Below are 15281 nucleotides of genomic sequence, written 5' to 3' on the forward strand. Positions count from 1 at the left end.
AATGAGTAAAAAGATCTATTTATTCTCCTTAGTATTGCTGGCTCTTGCATTCACTGCTTGCAGTGAAACGGAAGAGACGGGCAAATATGATAACTGGCAGGCACGTAATGAAGCTTTTATAGATTCAATAGCCAATGCTCATGCAAATACCGCTACACGTGGTCAGTTGGATTCTATTCATATGATTGCATATCCTGGAGTTCCTATCTATTTTAAAAAGAAAACTCCTGTGGGAGATGGGGTGATTCAAAATATTATCCCGCGGGCAACAGATGAGGTTACTGTATATTATAAAGGTTCTTATATCATTTGGGGTAATACTGGTGGTTATGTTGATAAACAAGATAACTTTATAGGGGAAGCGTTTGATGGCTCTTTTACTGAAGCGAATCCTAGCATTGATTTTTCAAGAACTGCGAACTTAACAATTAATGGGCTTGTGACTGGTTTGTCAGAGGTATTGCAACGAAGAAAAATTGGTGAACGTTTGGAAGTGTATGTTCCATGGAAATATGGTTATGGTAGTAGTGATTATACTCCAAAAGGTTCTTCGATTACTATTTTAGGTTATTCAACTTTAGTATTTGATGTTCAAATGTTAAAGTGCGAAAAATAATCACTTATTACCATTAAAATAAAGTTCCCTTATTCTAATCCTATTTCATCTATGGCAAAGGATAGAATAAGGGAACTCATTATTTATATAGTACTGGTTTAGGTATGATTTTTATTCTATGAATTATTTCTAAATCTGAATTATTTCGTATCTTGTATTTCTGCCAGGAGTAATGCCATAAAAATCTTTTTCTGCTGGTAAATCAAACCCTTTAGAACTATTTGGGCCGGTCCACCTAATAGCCTGATTGGCGTTTTTTCCGTTTTCATCATCAATCCATAAAATATTATGGGATCCAGGTAGTGGAGCAGTTCCAATTACCCCAAATTTGAAAGGTAATTTACCAGAGGCTCCCCATTCAAATTTCCAAAAGAAACCGGTGTTTTTATCGAAATAATTTGGACCCAATGAGGCTAAACCTGCATTATCTATAATATGATTTTTGTTATTATGGTCTTCATTATCGTGATGCCGTTTAACTACATGCATATTCTCCGTATACAAATATGGTAGATAGAATGCTAATACTCCGCCAGTTGCATAGCCTGTAGGTATTACACAAAAGTGAAACTCTACATTCCCATTTCCATCTACTCTAGTTGCTCCTATATTTCCTGTTGAATGTGTATCTCCACCATCTTCACAGTCCATAAAGTATACAAATTCACGATATCCCCCGCAGGTTTCATACTTAAAAACTCCCTCCATATTAACTGCCCTTGTGTATGCTCCTGCCTCCGTCCTTGTACGAATATTATCGGAGAATTGGATTTGAGCAATAGAATCTTGTATGGCTTTAATAAGCCATGGCTCTGCAACAGTTTCTTCTTGTGTTGTTGGGGTTAGTTCATCTTTTTCCTTTTTTAATTCATCAAGAGAATAGCCTTTTAAGACTAGTTCATAGTCGTTGATCATGTTTGCCAACTCTTTCTCATTAGTGTTTATCTCTTGCAGATCTTCATCTGAAGCGCAAGATGCTAATAAAGCACAGAAACATAAAAAGATAATTTTCTTCATAATACATTTTTTTAATTCGTTAATAATGTTATTTTGAAAGTTCTTCATCAATAAGATGACAGATTTCCTCTTTTGAATTGGAATCAACTATTAGGCGTCCATTGATGATAAGTGTTGGTGTTGCATACACTCCAAGAAGCACTAATTGATTGATTGTGTTTTCAATTGCTTTTTTCCCGTCGTCATTTGCTATGTCATTTTGGAATTTGTTTATGTCCATAGACATATTGTGAGCTATTTTGAATACGGCTGTGGAATCAATATATCCTCTATATGCATATAATGAATCTTGGAATTCCCAGAATCTATTTTGCTTGTTCGCTGCGTCACTTGCTATTTCAGCGAATGTTGGCATTGCCGAATAGTGGATATAGCCAAATTTTACTTTATCTTTATATTCTTCATATATTGAATTGTAAAGGGAATGAGCATTAATACAGGATTCACAATCAAAATCAGATATTATAATGACAGAGACTTCTGATTTTAGATTGCCCCTGTAGTAGGTATGCAGGTTATCTAGGTCAACTCTTGGACTCTTTGGAGGATAGAGATATTTAGTTATCTTTTTATTCCTTTTTAGTGAGTCCAGTAAATTGTTGACAATAGCTCCTTTCAAATGAAATGAGCGCGTGGCTTTACCGGTAGGAGAATCTATTGCTACGCTATATATACTTTTTCCTCGAAATTCTGTAATTGATTCTAGCCTGTACCGTTTTAAAAGAGAATCTATTCCGCACTGTTCTATTTGAGCGTTTGTATAATCATCTATATATTCTAGATAACTCATCTGTTTCTTGTTGGCTTCTTTCTGTAGTAGTTTGACATTTATCAATTGCTCAAGAGCTTTTTTCTTGATTTTATGAATTCTGCAAAGCTCGTCATAAAGTTCTTGCTTTATAATTGTATTTATTTCATTGGCATATATTACTTCTCCATCAAGTTCAGCTATTATATCTTTTTCGTTGTGTTTGGAACTCCGATGAGAATTACAAGATGCATAAAATAATATTATCAGCGTGGCTGATATATAGTATAGAGTAAGTCTCATAATATCAATCTATTGTAAATACTCCTGTTGTGAACCACGAAGATGTTGATATTTCAAGAACGTATTCAGCCTTTTTATCTTCTTCGGATAAATCAATGAGTCTGACTTTCTCTAAAGTTATAATCTTTTCATAGTAGATTGTTTTTCCAGTTTCAGAATTAATGATTGTGATTGTTACATCTTTGGATGGATGCTCAAATTCAACCTCTAATAATGAATTGTTTATATACACTCGCACAGGATCGGGGTGGTTAGTAGAGCGATGCTCTATCGGCTGTCTAACTTTCATTTTTATTTGTCTTCTTGTGTCTGATGGCATTGAAAAGATAAAGCTAGAGCAAAGAGCCATGAATGTGAATAAAAGTAGATTTCGTTTCATAATAGTTTTATTGTTATTGATTTTCAGCAAAAGTAGGATGATTTGCTATATGTTACAATAACAAATAATAACAATATGATTATATATAGCTATTGGTAATCAGTGTGTTATAAAATATATATAACAAAAAACTAATTGTGATAACAGGGCATTGTGTTCATTTACTTGCTTTCTCCTTTAGCATCGAAAATTATAGAGAAACTAAGGTCAGATAATTGTTTTTTTATACGATATTTCCTTTGAGTCAGTGCAGACTGGCTTCCGGCTTTCATACAAACTTTGATTGTATTATTGGATAATTGGAGGTAGTTAAGTATGCAGTAATAGAGATCGTCTTGTGTTAGACTAGGGTATTGTTCTAATAACTCTTGCATCGCTTCAATGAAGGCTTCGTTTATTTCTTGATAAATCAGTGATAACTCTTCTTGAGTTATCTCTTTCTCTTTTTTGTTTTTAGATGTTTCTATCGATTGAATTTTTTTATAAGATGTAGTCGTTTTGAATAGACGTACGCATATCTGAAGACTTTGATGCCATAACTTTATTCTTTGATTTAATATATCTGCATATCTGTGTTCATTGATTTCATTGGCATGAGATAGTGCTCTGATTTCTTCTTTTAATGTGGCTTTTTCTGTCTGATTCTTCATTAGTAGCTGCTGCCAGTGTATATGTGTCTTTTTATTGCGATTGCTTATATACATTACAGTATAGATAAACAGAAACATTGTAACTAATCCACCAATAATGAATATTACTTTTGTTTGTTGTGATTGTTTTTTTATTTTTTCTTTATATATATATATATTGAGTGTTTTTTGATGAGATTGTTAATTTCAGTATGGTGAATAATTTTCTGGATAGAGTCATAGCAGGTTAAAGCTGTATCGTTATATAGAATTGCCTGTTCATAATTTTTGTTTTCTTTGTTTATTTCATACAAAGTCTGATAAATAGAAGCTTTAGTATAAATATTGGCCTTAGTACTAGCTCGGGATAAATAGTGAATAGCAGAATCAGTTTCTTCGAGATTATACAATATACTTCCTTTCCAAAAGTAAGTAGGAGATAAATTAATGTTAGAAGGAGCATATCTCAAGGCTAAATCTATTTGCTTTTTAGCTTCTATATATAACCCTTGGTCGTCATATACCTTTGCTATATCACAAAAAATTGCATTTTCCCACAATGAATCTTTGATAGATTGTGCTATTGATAATGCTTTTTGATAATAAGATAATGCTTTTTCTTCCTCATCTTGTATTGCATAAACATTGCCTAATCCTCGGGTTGCGTGTAAAATTCCATATTTGTCTTGCATTTTTTCTGCAGTTGCGTATGATTCTTTATATGTTTTGATAGCTGGAAGATAAAACTCTTGACTCTCGTAACATAAAGCCAGGTTATTGTATATTTGTAATATTGGAGCTTGGTTTGGGGATGCTGTTTTTAAAGCTGTTAGATAAGCTTCTGTTGCTTTTATATATTCTTTATTGTCTTGATACACTCTTCCGAGATAATAATAAGCTTTTGTTTTTAGCTTATTATTACTGTTATCCTTATAGTAGTCAACTGCTATTAGAATTAGAGAGTCATTGCGGTGAGATTTGAAATTCTTATCTAAAGCTTCTGTTAATAATAGTGCATACATGGCTTTTGCTGATTTATTAGATATTTCTTCAATAGATAGCTTTTCCAATATGCATAATGCGCTGTCAGCACGTTTGTCTATTAATGAATCTGCTAATTGTAATTGAGGGGCAGTGTTTGAATTATGACACGCATTAAAGAAAATGCATAGTGTTGTAATTAGAATAGTTAGGTAGTTCGGTTTCATAGAGTTTTATCTGTTTCTGCAAAAGTAAGTATTTATAAATAAAAAGTAGAATCGTTTGTCTATAAAACTTCTTTTAATAAGACGTTTCCCTTATTTTTTTATACTACTCTCCCTAATCTGCAAATGTGTTGGAATCGTCACCTGCTTGATAGTCTTATCTCCTTTTATCCGATCGATAAGTAGTTGGCAGGCAGTTTCTCCCATTTTATAGGTCTGATGTGATACTGCTGATAATTTCGGTTCCACATAATTAGCATGCTGCTCGTCTGTATACCCGATGATTGCCACATCATTCGGAATCCGGAGGCCATGATTTTTGATGACTTCCATTGCTGCGAAAGCCAATGTGTCATTCATGGCAAGAATAGCGTCCGGAGGCTGTGGAAGTGACAGTAAAGTTTCTGTGGCAATCTTGCCTTCCTCATAATCAATCTTCCGGCAAACAACTAGCTCCTTTTCGATAGGAATACGATTCTCACGCAAGGCTTCCAGATAACCATGTTTTCTTCTCTTTACAATATCCAGATGATTAGCTCCTCCGATAAAGGCTACCCGCTTACTTCCATTATCCAGAAGATGTTGTGTAGCCATCTGTGCGGATTGTGCCCCGTCTGCTATCACCGATGAAAATTGGTCGGTCAGGCAAACACGGTCGAACAGGATAAGTGGCATATTAATGTCTTTCAAGGCGGAGATGTGGGAGAAATCGGTTGTTTCTTGAGACAGACAGGCAATGATACCTTCCACGCGCATATTGACCAGATTCTCAATATTTCTTTTTTCGTGCTCGTAAGACTCATGCGAGGTCGTGATAATCACAAAATATCCGTTGGCAATAGCCATATTCTCTATCCCATTCAGAATTGATGCAAAGAAATGAGTGACAATATCCGGAACGATCACTCCGATGATACGTGGTGCATTTTTCCGCAGGCTCATGGCAAAAGGATTGGGACGGTAGTTCATCTCTTTAGCCAGTGCCTTTGCTTTGGCGCAAAGTTCACGGCTGATTTCCGGACTATCTTTTAGTGCCCTGGATACAGTAGGAATCGACACCCCCAATGCTTGGGCGAGATCTTTGAGTGAAGTATGTTTCCGGTTTTCCATTTGAAAGTCTGCAACTTAGATTCTTTTTACAAAGAAAGCACATTCCCGGAAAATTAAAAACATCTGAAGCAATATTTTTTACGTAAACCGTTACGTTGGTTTTTCGACCGCTCTCTGCTGCACTGAAACTATTACTGACCTATTTTTGTCGCATACAAAATGATTTAAAACCTAAAAGTATGCAATACCATGAAATCGGAAAGACAGGGATGAAAGTATCATCTCTTAGTTTTGGAGCTTCTTCTTTAGGAGGAGTTTTCCATGATTTGAAAGAAAAAGAAGGCATTCAGGCTGTGTTTACCGCTGTTGAGGCAGGAATGAACTTTATCGATGTGTCTCCTTATTACGGACATTATAAAGCGGAAACTGTTTTAGGAAAGGCGCTAAAAGATCTTCCTCGCGACCGTTATTACCTTTCTACCAAAGTGGGACGTTATGGAAAAGATGGAGTAAATCTGTGGGATTACTCTGCAAAACGTGCGACAGAAAGTGTGTATGAGAGCATGGAACGTTTGAATATAGATTTTATCGATCTGATAAATGTACACGATGTTGAATTTGCCGATTTGAATCAGGTAGTTAATGAGACTCTGCCTGCTTTGGTTGAGTTGCGTGAAAAAGGAGTGGTAGGACACGTTGGAATTACCGACTTGCAACTCGAGAACCTGAAATGGGTAATTGACCATTCACCAAGCGGTACGATTGAATCTGTGCTTAGCTTCTGCCATTATTGCCTGTGTGATGATAAATTAGCAGACTTCCTGGACTACTTCGAATCCAAAGAAATCGGCGTGATTAATGCTTCTCCCCTTTCAATGGGACTGTTGAGTGAACGTGGTGTTCCTGCCTGGCATCCGGCTCCCAAACCTTTGGTAGAGGCTTGCCGTAAAGCAATGGAACATTGCAAAGCTAAGAATTATCCGGTTGAGAAGCTGGCTATGCAGTTCTCCGTCAGCAATCCCCGTATAGCAACGACTTTGTTTAGTACGACTAATCCGGAGAATGTGAAAAAGAACATCGCTTTCATCAAAGAACCTATTGACTGGGAACTCGTTCGGGAAGTGCAGGAGATTATCGGAGAGCAGAAACGTGTAAGTTGGGCAAACTCATAAAACAGCGTCATTCGTATGGACTATACAATTATTGATGCGCACGCCCATCTGTGGTTACGACAGGATACTGTTGTGGACGGATTGCCTATCCGGACTTTGGAAAATGGCCGTTCGGAATTTATGGGAGAAATCCGGCAAATGGTTCCGCCCTTTATGATAGACGGAGTGAATAGCGCGGAAGTTTTTCTTTCGAATATGGACTATGCGCAAGTGGCTGCGGCTGTCATTACCCAAGAGTTTATTGACGGTATTCAGAATGATTATTTGTCGGAAGTCGTTTCCCATTATCCCAACCGTTTCTTTGTTTGCGGAATGTGTGAGTTTCGCAAACCTGGATTTTTGGAGCAGGCGAAAGAGCTTATAGCCAAAGGTTTTAAGGCTATAAAAATACCTGCCCAACGCTTGTTGTTAAAAGAGGGACGGGTAATGCTGAATAATGAGGAAATGATGCAGATGTTTCATTCTATGGAAGAACGGAATGTCATGCTCTCCATCGACTTGGCTGACGGAGCAACACAGGTTCCCGAAATGGAAGAGATTATTCAGGAATGTCCCCGCCTAAAAATAGCTGTCGGACACTTCGGAATGGTGACACGTCCGGACTGGAAAGAACAAATCCGCCTGGCACGTCATCCCAATGTGATGATTGAATCCGGCGGAATCACCTGGCTTTTCAATGATGAATTTTATCCTTTCAAAGGAGCAGTGAAAGCCATTCGGGAAGCGGCGGATTTAGTTGGCATGGAGAAACTGATGTGGGGATCGGACTATCCACGCACCATTACAGCAATCACCTACAAGATGTCATACGATTTTGTGGTGAAGTCTTCCGAGTTGACGGAAGAGGACAAAAGACTCTTTTTGGGAGAAAATGCCCGGAACTTCTATGGATTCACGGATCTCCCCGTACTTCCTTACATCAAGAACATGTCCGAATGATAGAGAAAACATCCTTATCGTAAAACTAGATTTATACCATGAAAAAGAATACATATACAATACCTTTAGCGTTAGTTTTCTGCCTTTTCTTTCTGTGGGCGATAAGCAGCAATCTGCTTCCCACAATGATCCGGCAATTGATGAAGACATGTGAACTGAATACCTTTGAAGCCTCCTTTACCGAGACTGCCTACTGGTTGGCTTATTTTATTTTCCCCATCCCCATAGCGATGTTTATGAAACGTTACAGCTATAAGGCGGGAATTATTTTCGGACTGGTATTAGCAGCAATCGGAGGCCTGCTTTTCTTTCCTGCCGCCATTTTAAAAGAATATTGGGCTTACCTCTGTATCTTCTTTATTATCGCTACGGGAATGTGCTTTCTGGAGACAGCTGCCAATCCGTATGTGACGGTTTTAGGAGCCCCCGAAACAGCTCCCCGCCGATTGAATCTGGCGCAGTCTTTCAATGGACTCGGAGCTTTTATCGCTGCCATGTTTTTGAGTAAGCTCATCCTTAGCGGAACTCATTACACGCGAGAGACCCTTCCTGTAGATTATCCGGGAGGCTGGCAGGCCTATATCCAATTGGAAACGGATGCCATGAAACTTCCTTATCTGATATTGGCTATACTGTTGATTGCCATAGCTGTTGTCTTCGTCTTTTCAAAATTGCCGAAGATTGGGGACGAAGGAGAAACGGCTTCTTCCGATAAAACGACTTCTTCGGGTAAAACGAAAGAGGGCAGCCAGAAAGAAAAACTGATAGACTTCGGTGTATTGAAGCACTCACACTTGCGGTGGGGAGTGATTGCGCAATTCTTCTATAACGGCGGACAGACGGCGATAAACAGTCTGTTCCTGGTTTACTGTTGCACTTATGCCGGATTGCCGGAAGATACGGCGACTACCTTCTTCGGATTGTATATGCTCGCATTTCTTTTGGGGCGTTGGATCGGTACCGGATTGATGGTGAAATTCCGTCCACAGGATATGCTACTGGTTTACGCCTTGATGAATATTCTTTTGTGCGGGGCAGTGATGATATGGGGAGGTATGATCGGGTTATACGCAATGTTGGCTATCTCTTTCTTTATGTCTATAATGTATCCCACGCAGTTCTCATTGGCGCTAAAAGGACTGGGGAATCAGACAAAGAGCGGTTCGGCATTTCTGGTAATGGCTATTGTCGGCAATGCCTGCCTGCCACAGTTGACGGCTTATTTCATGCATGCCAATGAGCATATCTATTATATGGCCTATTGTGTGCCGATGATTTGTTTTGTCTTCTGTGCATATTACGGCTGGAAAGGTTATAAAGTAATCGATTAATAAACTTATTTATCAAACATATCCAATGAAAGCAGTTCAAATTGTCAATCCCTCCGAAATGAAGGTGGTTGAACTGGAAAAACCGACCGTTGGTGCCGGTGAAGTATTAGTAAGAATCAAGTATGTGGGTTTCTGTGGCTCTGACCTGAATACCTTTTTGGGACGTAATCCAATGGTGAAGTTACCGGTAATCCCGGGACATGAGGTAGGAGCGGTGATTGAGGAGGTTGGTCCGAATGTTCCGGCCGGCTTTGAAAAAGGGATGAACGTGACATTGAATCCATATACCAATTGTGGTAAATGTGCTTCCTGTCGTAATGGTCGTGTCAATGCCTGTGAGCATAATGAAACGTTAGGGGTACAGCGCAATGGAGTGATGTGCGAATATGCAGTTTTACCTTGGACAAAGATTATTCCGGCTGGTAATATCTCTCCTCGCGATTGTGCGTTGATTGAGCCGATGAGTGTCGGATTCCATGCGGTATCTCGTGCGCAGGTGATCGATAATGAATATGTGATGGTTATTGGCTGCGGTATGATTGGTATCGGTGCCATTGTACGTGCTGCTTTGAGAGGGGCAACGGTCATTGCTGTCGACTTGGATGACGAGAAACTGGAACTGGCGAAAAAGGTAGGTGCTTCTTATGTGATTAACTCCAAGACAGAAAATGTACACGAACGGATGCAACAGATAACAGAGGGCTTCGGTGCCGATGTGGTGATTGAAGCTGTCGGCAGTCCGGTCACTTATGTGATGGCGGTGGATGAAGTGGGTTTTACAGGACGGGTCGTTTGCATCGGCTATGCCAAGAGCGAAGTAGCTTTCCAAACGAAATATTTCGTTCAGAAAGAACTGGATATCCGTGGTTCCAGAAATGCGTTACCTGCCGATTTCCGTGCGGTTATCAATTATATGAAAGAAGGGAACTGTCCGGTGGAAGAACTGATTTCGAAGATTGCCAAACCGGAAGGAGCTTTGGAAGCTATGCAGGAATGGACGGCTAATCCGGGAAAGGTGTTCCGTATACTGGTTGAGTTCTGATAAGTTCTTGTAATAAGAATAGTTGTTGATACCTGTTGTTCGGGTATGTAATAAGTGAGAGGAGGCTGAATACAGTCTCCTCTCTTTGGGAGATAGGGTGATGTAACATGAGTAAATATAGATGTAACATTCTTCATTCGATATGTAGCATCACAAAGAAATCATGTAGCATACTTTGGGCAATATATCTGTTTGCATTTTCTATTTTTGTGATGTGGAAGATAACAAGGAATATTTTAAATAATTAGCTTTCAAATAATAGATAATGTAGCCAGTTAATAAAAAAACGATGATTATGCTGAAAACAAAAATCAACACTATTTTACTGTGTACTCTTTTTACATGGTTCTTCCCGCTATCAGCCGGAGCACAATACCGTAATCCTATTCTTTATGCTGACGTGCCCGATATGTCAGTATGTCGCGCAGGCGATTACTTTTACATGGTTTCCACTACTATGCACCTGATGCCGGGGGCGCCAATCATGCGTTCGCCGGACATGAAACATTGGGAAACTATCAGCTACGTATTTCCTCGCATTGACGATGGTCCCCGTTATGATCTGCTCGAAGGCACTGCTTACGGGCAAGGACAATGGGCATCATCTATCCGCTATCATGACGGAAAATTCTATGTATGGTTTACAGCCAATGGCGCGCCCGGACGTGGGTTTGTTTATACTGCGACAGATCCGGCCGGTCCCTGGAAACTTCTTTCGCGTCCCCCGCATTTTCATGACGGTTCGCTTCTGTTTGATGATGACGGGCGGGTGTATCTCTTTCACAGTACGGGACATCTTACGGAGTTGAAACCCGATTTGACTGATGTACTTCCCGGTGGCATCAATCAGCAAATATTTGAGCGGGATGCTGACGAACAAGGTCTGTTGGAAGGTAGTTCCGTCATTAAGCATAATGGAAAATATTATTTGCTGATGATTTCTATGGATTGGAGTATTCCCGGCCGTCTGCGTCGTGAAGTATGCTATCGTGCCGATAAGATTACCGGACCTTACGAAAAACGTGTCATTCTTGAAACGGAGTTTGACGGGCATGGCGGTGTTGGTCAGGGATGCATCGTAGACGGGAAAAACGGTGAATGGTACGGACTGATTTTTCAGGATCGTGGTGGCGTAGGGCGTGTGCCGTGTCTTATGCCTTGTACATGGACGGAAGATGGTTGGCCTATGCTGGGAGACAAGGATGGGCACATTCCGAATGATACCACTTTATCGTATATGTCAATGGATGGTATCTGCGGTTCGGATGATTTTTCCGCTTCCGGGCTTTCCCTCTATTGGCAGTGGAATCATAACCCCGTCGATCAGGCATGGAGCCTTACCGACCGTCCCGGATTTTTGCGTTTGAAAACCTCCCGTGTGGTAGATAACCTGTTTGTTGCTCCCAATACGTTGACTCAACGTATGGTAGGACCGAAATGCATGGGCACTGTCAGTCTCTCTCTGGGGGGGATGAAAGATGGTGACCGTGCAGGATTATCGGCTTTTAATGGTGACAGCGGTGTGCTTACGGTTGAAAAGAACGGAAATAAACTGTCTCTTGTGATGAGTGAACAGAAAAGCGTGTTTGAGAAAACGAAGCGTGCCATTAGCCGTGTGGATATGACCGAACAAGCCCGTATACCTCTAAACAAAGAGCTTGTCTATTTGCGTGTGGAAGGTGACTTTACCAATGGACGGGATGAGGCTCGTTTTTCTTATAGTCTTGATGGGAAAACATGGCTGCCTGTCGGTCTGCCTATTAAGATGAAGTTTGACTACACCCGTATGTTCATGGGCAGTAAGTTTGCCATATTTAATTATGCTACACGTTCTGTAGGCGGTTATGTAGATGTGGACTCTTTTGATTATTCGTTCTGTGATGCGTCAATGTAACACACAAATATGTATTTGTAACCAATGAAACATTGTTTTATTGGAAAATAGGCTATTTTTGTTTCCAAATTAATCATAACTAATAAGTATAATATTATGAAAAGAGGTTGGATACCGATTATGGGTGTTTGTTTGGTGTTATCGTTTTCGGCATGTAAGCAATTGCTGCCTTACCAGGACACTTCTTTAACGGCGGAACAACGGGCGGAGGATTTGTTGCCCCGGTTGACTTTGGAAGAAAAAGTATCATTAATGCAAAATGCATCACCTGCTATCCCTCGACTGGGAATTAAAGAATATGAGTGGTGGAATGAAGCGTTGCACGGTGTGGGACGTGCCGGATTGGCTACTGTTTTTCCCCAGTCTATCGGTATGGGAGCTTCTTTTAATGATTCATTATTATATGAAGTGTTCAATGCCACTTCCGATGAGGCTCGTGTAAAATCGCGTATTTTCGGTGAAAGCGGCGTGCTGAAACGCTATCAGGGATTAACATTCTGGACACCGAATGTCAATATATTCCGTGACCCTCGTTGGGGACGCGGTCAGGAAACATACGGTGAAGACCCTTATCTGACAGGACAAATGGGAATGGCTGTAGTCCGTGGTTTGCAAGGACCGGAAGATGCCAGGTATGATAAGCTGCACGCATGTGCCAAGCACTTTGCCGTTCATTCAGGACCGGAGTGGAACCGGCATAGTTTTGATGCGGAGAATATAGATCCCCGGGATTTATGGGAAACCTATCTGCCTGCTTTTAAAGATTTGGTACAGAAAGCGCATGTAAAGGAAGTGATGTGTGCCTACAATCGTTTTGAGGGAGAGCCTTGTTGTGGCAGCAATCGCCTGTTGATGCAAATATTGCGGGATGAATGGGGATACAAAGGCATTGTAGTCTCTGACTGTGGAGCGATCTCCGATTTCTATAGACCGGGAACGCATGGGACTCATCCGGATAAGGAACACGCTTCGGCCGCTGCTGTGCGGACAGGTACAGACCTTGAATGTGGAAGTGAATATGCTTCACTGGCGGATGCTGTAAAAGCCGGTTTGATTGACGAAAAAGAAATAGATATTTCATTGAAACGTTTGTTGACAGCACGTTTTGAACTGGGAGAAATGGACGAACAACCGGCTTGGTCGGAAATTCCGGCCTCTGTGTTGAATAGTAAGGAACATCAGGCATTGGCTTTGCGTATGGCTCGTGAATCATTGGTGCTCTTGCAGAATAAAAACAACATCCTGCCTCTGAATACTAATCTGAAAGTAGCCGTTATGGGACCTAATGCCAATGACTCCGTGATGCAGTGGGGAAATTATAACGGTATTCCGGCACATACGGTTACCTTATTGGAAGCTGTCCGTGCCAAACTACCGGAAGGACAAATCATATACGAACCGGGTTGTGACCGTGTGGACGGAAAGACACTCCAAAGCCTGTTTGATGAATGTAGTATAAATGGTAAACCCGGTTTCTTGGCAGAATATTGGAATAATCGTGATCGTGAAGGGGAAGTGGTTGCTACCGATCAGATTTCCACTCCGTTCCATTTTGCGACAACAGGGGCTACTACATTTGCGCCCGGTGTGGAAATAACTAATTTCTCGGCTCGTTATGAATCTGTCTTTCGTCCTTCGCAGTCGGGTGATGTTGCTTTCCGTTTTCAATTGGATGGTGAAGTGACTCTTATTATAAATGGTGAGCAAGTGGCTCGGAAAATATATGTTAAGAATCCGACGAACCTCTATACGTTACAGGCGAAAGCTGGAAAAGAGTATCATATCGAGATTTTATTCAAACAACGGAATGAAAGGGCTACACTTGATTTTGATTTGGGCAAAGAGGTCGGGATCGACTTGAACCTCGCAGTGAAGAGAGTAATGGATGCTGATGTGATTCTTTTTGCTGGTGGAATTTCTCCAAGTCTGGAAGGTGAGGAAATGCCGGTAGAAGTTCCCGGATTTAAGGGTGGTGACCGTACGGATATTGAACTTCCGGACGTTCAACGTGATTTGTTGAAAGCTTTGAAGAAGGCTGGTAAAAAGGTTGTCTTTATCAATTATTCCGGTTCAGCTATCGGACTAGTGCCCGAAACGACTACTTGTGAAGCGATTCTGCAGGCATGGTATCCGGGACAGGCGGGTGGTACAGCTATCGTTGATGCTCTTTGGGGAGAGTATAATCCCGGTGGACGCCTGCCGGTCACTTTCTATAAGGATGTGAATCAATTGCCGGACTTTGAAGACTATTCCATGAAGGGACGTACCTATCGATATATGCAACAGCAACCACTTTTCCCATTCGGTCATGGGTTGAGTTATACTGACTTTACTTATGGAGAAGCTAAATTGAGCAAGAATACAATCGCTAAAGGTGAAAATGTAGTATTGACTATTCCGGTAAGCAATGTCGGGCAACGTGATGGAGAAGAGGTGGTTCAGGTTTATTTGGGACGTCCGGGTGATAAGGAAGGTCCCCGTTATACCTTGCGTGCCTTCAAACGCGTTCATATTCCGGCAGGGAAAACTGAATCAGTAGCTATTCCTCTTACCGGTGAGAACTTTGAATGGTTTGATGCAGAGTCGAATACGATGCGTCCGTTGGAAGGTACTTATGAATTACTGTATGGAGGAACTTCTGATAGAAATAAGTTGAAAACGATTGTAATGAACGTACAGTAATACCGCTTTGGAATTTTGTTTATTTTTACAGATAGACAATCCGGATTTATTTATTGAATGAATAAAGAAAGAACGACCTTGTTCCTTTAAAAGGAACGGGTCGTTTCTTTTAAACCAAGCCCCCGTATTCTATGCTAATATCCTAATCTCTTATTCCGTTTAACAATAAATTAACTTCTCGTTCTTTTTCCTTTCTATAACTTCTCGTTCTTCATAATATTTGTATGTATTTTGATCATATGGTACTTTCTTCCTGACTAATGCCACTATGATT

The 15281-nt window shown here is 40.5% G+C and carries 13 protein-coding genes; 7 read left to right on the plus strand and 6 right to left on the minus strand.

Annotated elements, in window-relative coordinates:
- Nucleotide 1 precedes the first annotated feature (1 nt).
- A complete protein-coding gene (locus tag LPH68_RS09520) occupies nucleotides 2-616 on the plus strand; it encodes an FKBP-type peptidyl-prolyl cis-trans isomerase (protein ID WP_117512532.1) in 615 nt (204 codons plus the stop codon).
- 129 nt (nucleotides 617-745) lie between these two features.
- On the opposite strand, the gene LPH68_RS09525 is transcribed toward LPH68_RS09520, so the two are convergent.
- From LPH68_RS09525 to LPH68_RS09550, 6 genes are all read right to left on the minus strand, one after another.
- Nucleotides 746-1633, minus strand: coding sequence for a hypothetical protein (locus LPH68_RS09525; RefSeq protein WP_117610651.1), 888 nt, complete (start codon nucleotides 1631-1633; stop codon nucleotides 746-748).
- Nucleotides 1634-1661: 28 nt separating this feature from the next.
- On the minus strand, nucleotides 1662-2684 hold the full coding sequence (locus tag LPH68_RS09530) for a thioredoxin domain-containing protein (RefSeq protein WP_117512580.1): 1023 nt from the start codon (nucleotides 2682-2684) through the stop codon (nucleotides 1662-1664).
- Nucleotides 2685-2688: 4 nt separating this feature from the next.
- Nucleotides 2689-3063, minus strand: a complete 375-nt coding sequence (locus LPH68_RS09535) for a DUF3244 domain-containing protein (protein WP_181985771.1) — start codon at nucleotides 3061-3063, stop codon at nucleotides 2689-2691.
- Between the two features lie 161 nt (nucleotides 3064-3224).
- The gene (locus LPH68_RS09540; protein ID WP_134985863.1) at nucleotides 3225-3713 is read right to left on the minus strand and encodes a hypothetical protein; all 489 of its coding nucleotides are present in this window, start codon (nucleotides 3711-3713) and stop codon (nucleotides 3225-3227) included.
- 131 nt (nucleotides 3714-3844) lie between these two features.
- Nucleotides 3845-4900, minus strand: a complete 1056-nt coding sequence (locus tag LPH68_RS09545; RefSeq protein ID WP_151923482.1) for a tetratricopeptide repeat protein — start codon at nucleotides 4898-4900, stop codon at nucleotides 3845-3847.
- 90 nt (nucleotides 4901-4990) lie between these two features.
- Complete coding sequence (locus tag LPH68_RS09550; protein WP_151921058.1) at nucleotides 4991-6007, minus strand: LacI family DNA-binding transcriptional regulator; 1017 nt, start codon at nucleotides 6005-6007, stop codon at nucleotides 4991-4993.
- A 179-nt stretch (nucleotides 6008-6186) separates the two neighbouring features.
- On the opposite strand from LPH68_RS09550, the gene LPH68_RS09555 reads away from it, so the two are divergent.
- From LPH68_RS09555 to xyl3A, 6 genes are all read left to right on the plus strand, one after another.
- A complete protein-coding gene (locus LPH68_RS09555) occupies nucleotides 6187-7119 on the plus strand; it encodes an aldo/keto reductase (protein WP_087317084.1) in 933 nt (310 codons plus the stop codon).
- 15 nt (nucleotides 7120-7134) lie between these two features.
- The gene (locus LPH68_RS09560; RefSeq protein WP_004299638.1) at nucleotides 7135-8058 is read left to right on the plus strand and encodes an amidohydrolase; all 924 of its coding nucleotides are present in this window, start codon (nucleotides 7135-7137) and stop codon (nucleotides 8056-8058) included.
- Nucleotides 8059-8096: 38 nt separating this feature from the next.
- Nucleotides 8097-9389, plus strand: coding sequence for an L-fucose:H+ symporter permease (gene fucP / locus LPH68_RS09565; protein ID WP_008642924.1), 1293 nt, complete (start codon nucleotides 8097-8099; stop codon nucleotides 9387-9389).
- 25 nt (nucleotides 9390-9414) lie between these two features.
- Complete coding sequence (locus LPH68_RS09570) at nucleotides 9415-10431, plus strand: zinc-binding alcohol dehydrogenase family protein (RefSeq protein WP_118407398.1); 1017 nt, start codon at nucleotides 9415-9417, stop codon at nucleotides 10429-10431.
- A gap of 295 nt (nucleotides 10432-10726) precedes the next feature.
- Nucleotides 10727-12325 carry a glycoside hydrolase 43 family protein gene (locus LPH68_RS09575; protein WP_151923481.1) on the plus strand — a complete coding sequence of 533 codons (1599 nt, stop codon included), beginning with the start codon at nucleotides 10727-10729 and terminating at the stop codon, nucleotides 12323-12325.
- A 96-nt stretch (nucleotides 12326-12421) separates the two neighbouring features.
- On the plus strand, nucleotides 12422-15007 hold the full coding sequence (xyl3A, locus tag LPH68_RS09580) for a xylan 1,4-beta-xylosidase (RefSeq protein WP_151923480.1): 2586 nt from the start codon (nucleotides 12422-12424) through the stop codon (nucleotides 15005-15007).
- The last annotated feature ends 274 nt before the right edge of the window (nucleotides 15008-15281 follow it).

The organism is Bacteroides sp. 1_1_30 (assembly GCF_020982715.1).
Taxonomy (GTDB): Bacteria; Bacteroidota; Bacteroidia; order Bacteroidales; family Bacteroidaceae; genus Bacteroides; species Bacteroides xylanisolvens.

Bases quoted from the DNA above. Each gene is read 5' to 3' on its own strand.
- LPH68_RS09520 (WP_117512532.1), top strand. From the start codon at position 2: ATGAGTAAAAAGATCTATTTATTCTCCTTAGTATTGCTGGCTCTTGCA.
- LPH68_RS09525 (WP_117610651.1), bottom strand. From the start codon at position 1,633: ATGAAGAAAATTATCTTTTTATGTTTCTGTGCTTTATTAGCATCTTGC.
- LPH68_RS09530 (WP_117512580.1), bottom strand. From the start codon at position 2,684: ATGAGACTTACTCTATACTATATATCAGCCACGCTGATAATATTATTT.
- LPH68_RS09535 (WP_181985771.1), bottom strand. From the start codon at position 3,063: ATGAAACGAAATCTACTTTTATTCACATTCATGGCTCTTTGCTCTAGC.
- LPH68_RS09540 (WP_134985863.1), bottom strand. From the start codon at position 3,713: ATGAAGAATCAGACAGAAAAAGCCACATTAAAAGAAGAAATCAGAGCA.
- LPH68_RS09545 (WP_151923482.1), bottom strand. From the start codon at position 4,900: ATGAAACCGAACTACCTAACTATTCTAATTACAACACTATGCATTTTC.
- LPH68_RS09550 (WP_151921058.1), bottom strand. From the start codon at position 6,007: ATGGAAAACCGGAAACATACTTCACTCAAAGATCTCGCCCAAGCATTG.
- LPH68_RS09555 (WP_087317084.1), top strand. From the start codon at position 6,187: ATGCAATACCATGAAATCGGAAAGACAGGGATGAAAGTATCATCTCTT.
- LPH68_RS09560 (WP_004299638.1), top strand. From the start codon at position 7,135: ATGGACTATACAATTATTGATGCGCACGCCCATCTGTGGTTACGACAG.
- fucP (WP_008642924.1), top strand. From the start codon at position 8,097: ATGAAAAAGAATACATATACAATACCTTTAGCGTTAGTTTTCTGCCTT.
- LPH68_RS09570 (WP_118407398.1), top strand. From the start codon at position 9,415: ATGAAAGCAGTTCAAATTGTCAATCCCTCCGAAATGAAGGTGGTTGAA.
- LPH68_RS09575 (WP_151923481.1), top strand. From the start codon at position 10,727: ATGCTGAAAACAAAAATCAACACTATTTTACTGTGTACTCTTTTTACA.
- xyl3A (WP_151923480.1), top strand. From the start codon at position 12,422: ATGAAAAGAGGTTGGATACCGATTATGGGTGTTTGTTTGGTGTTATCG.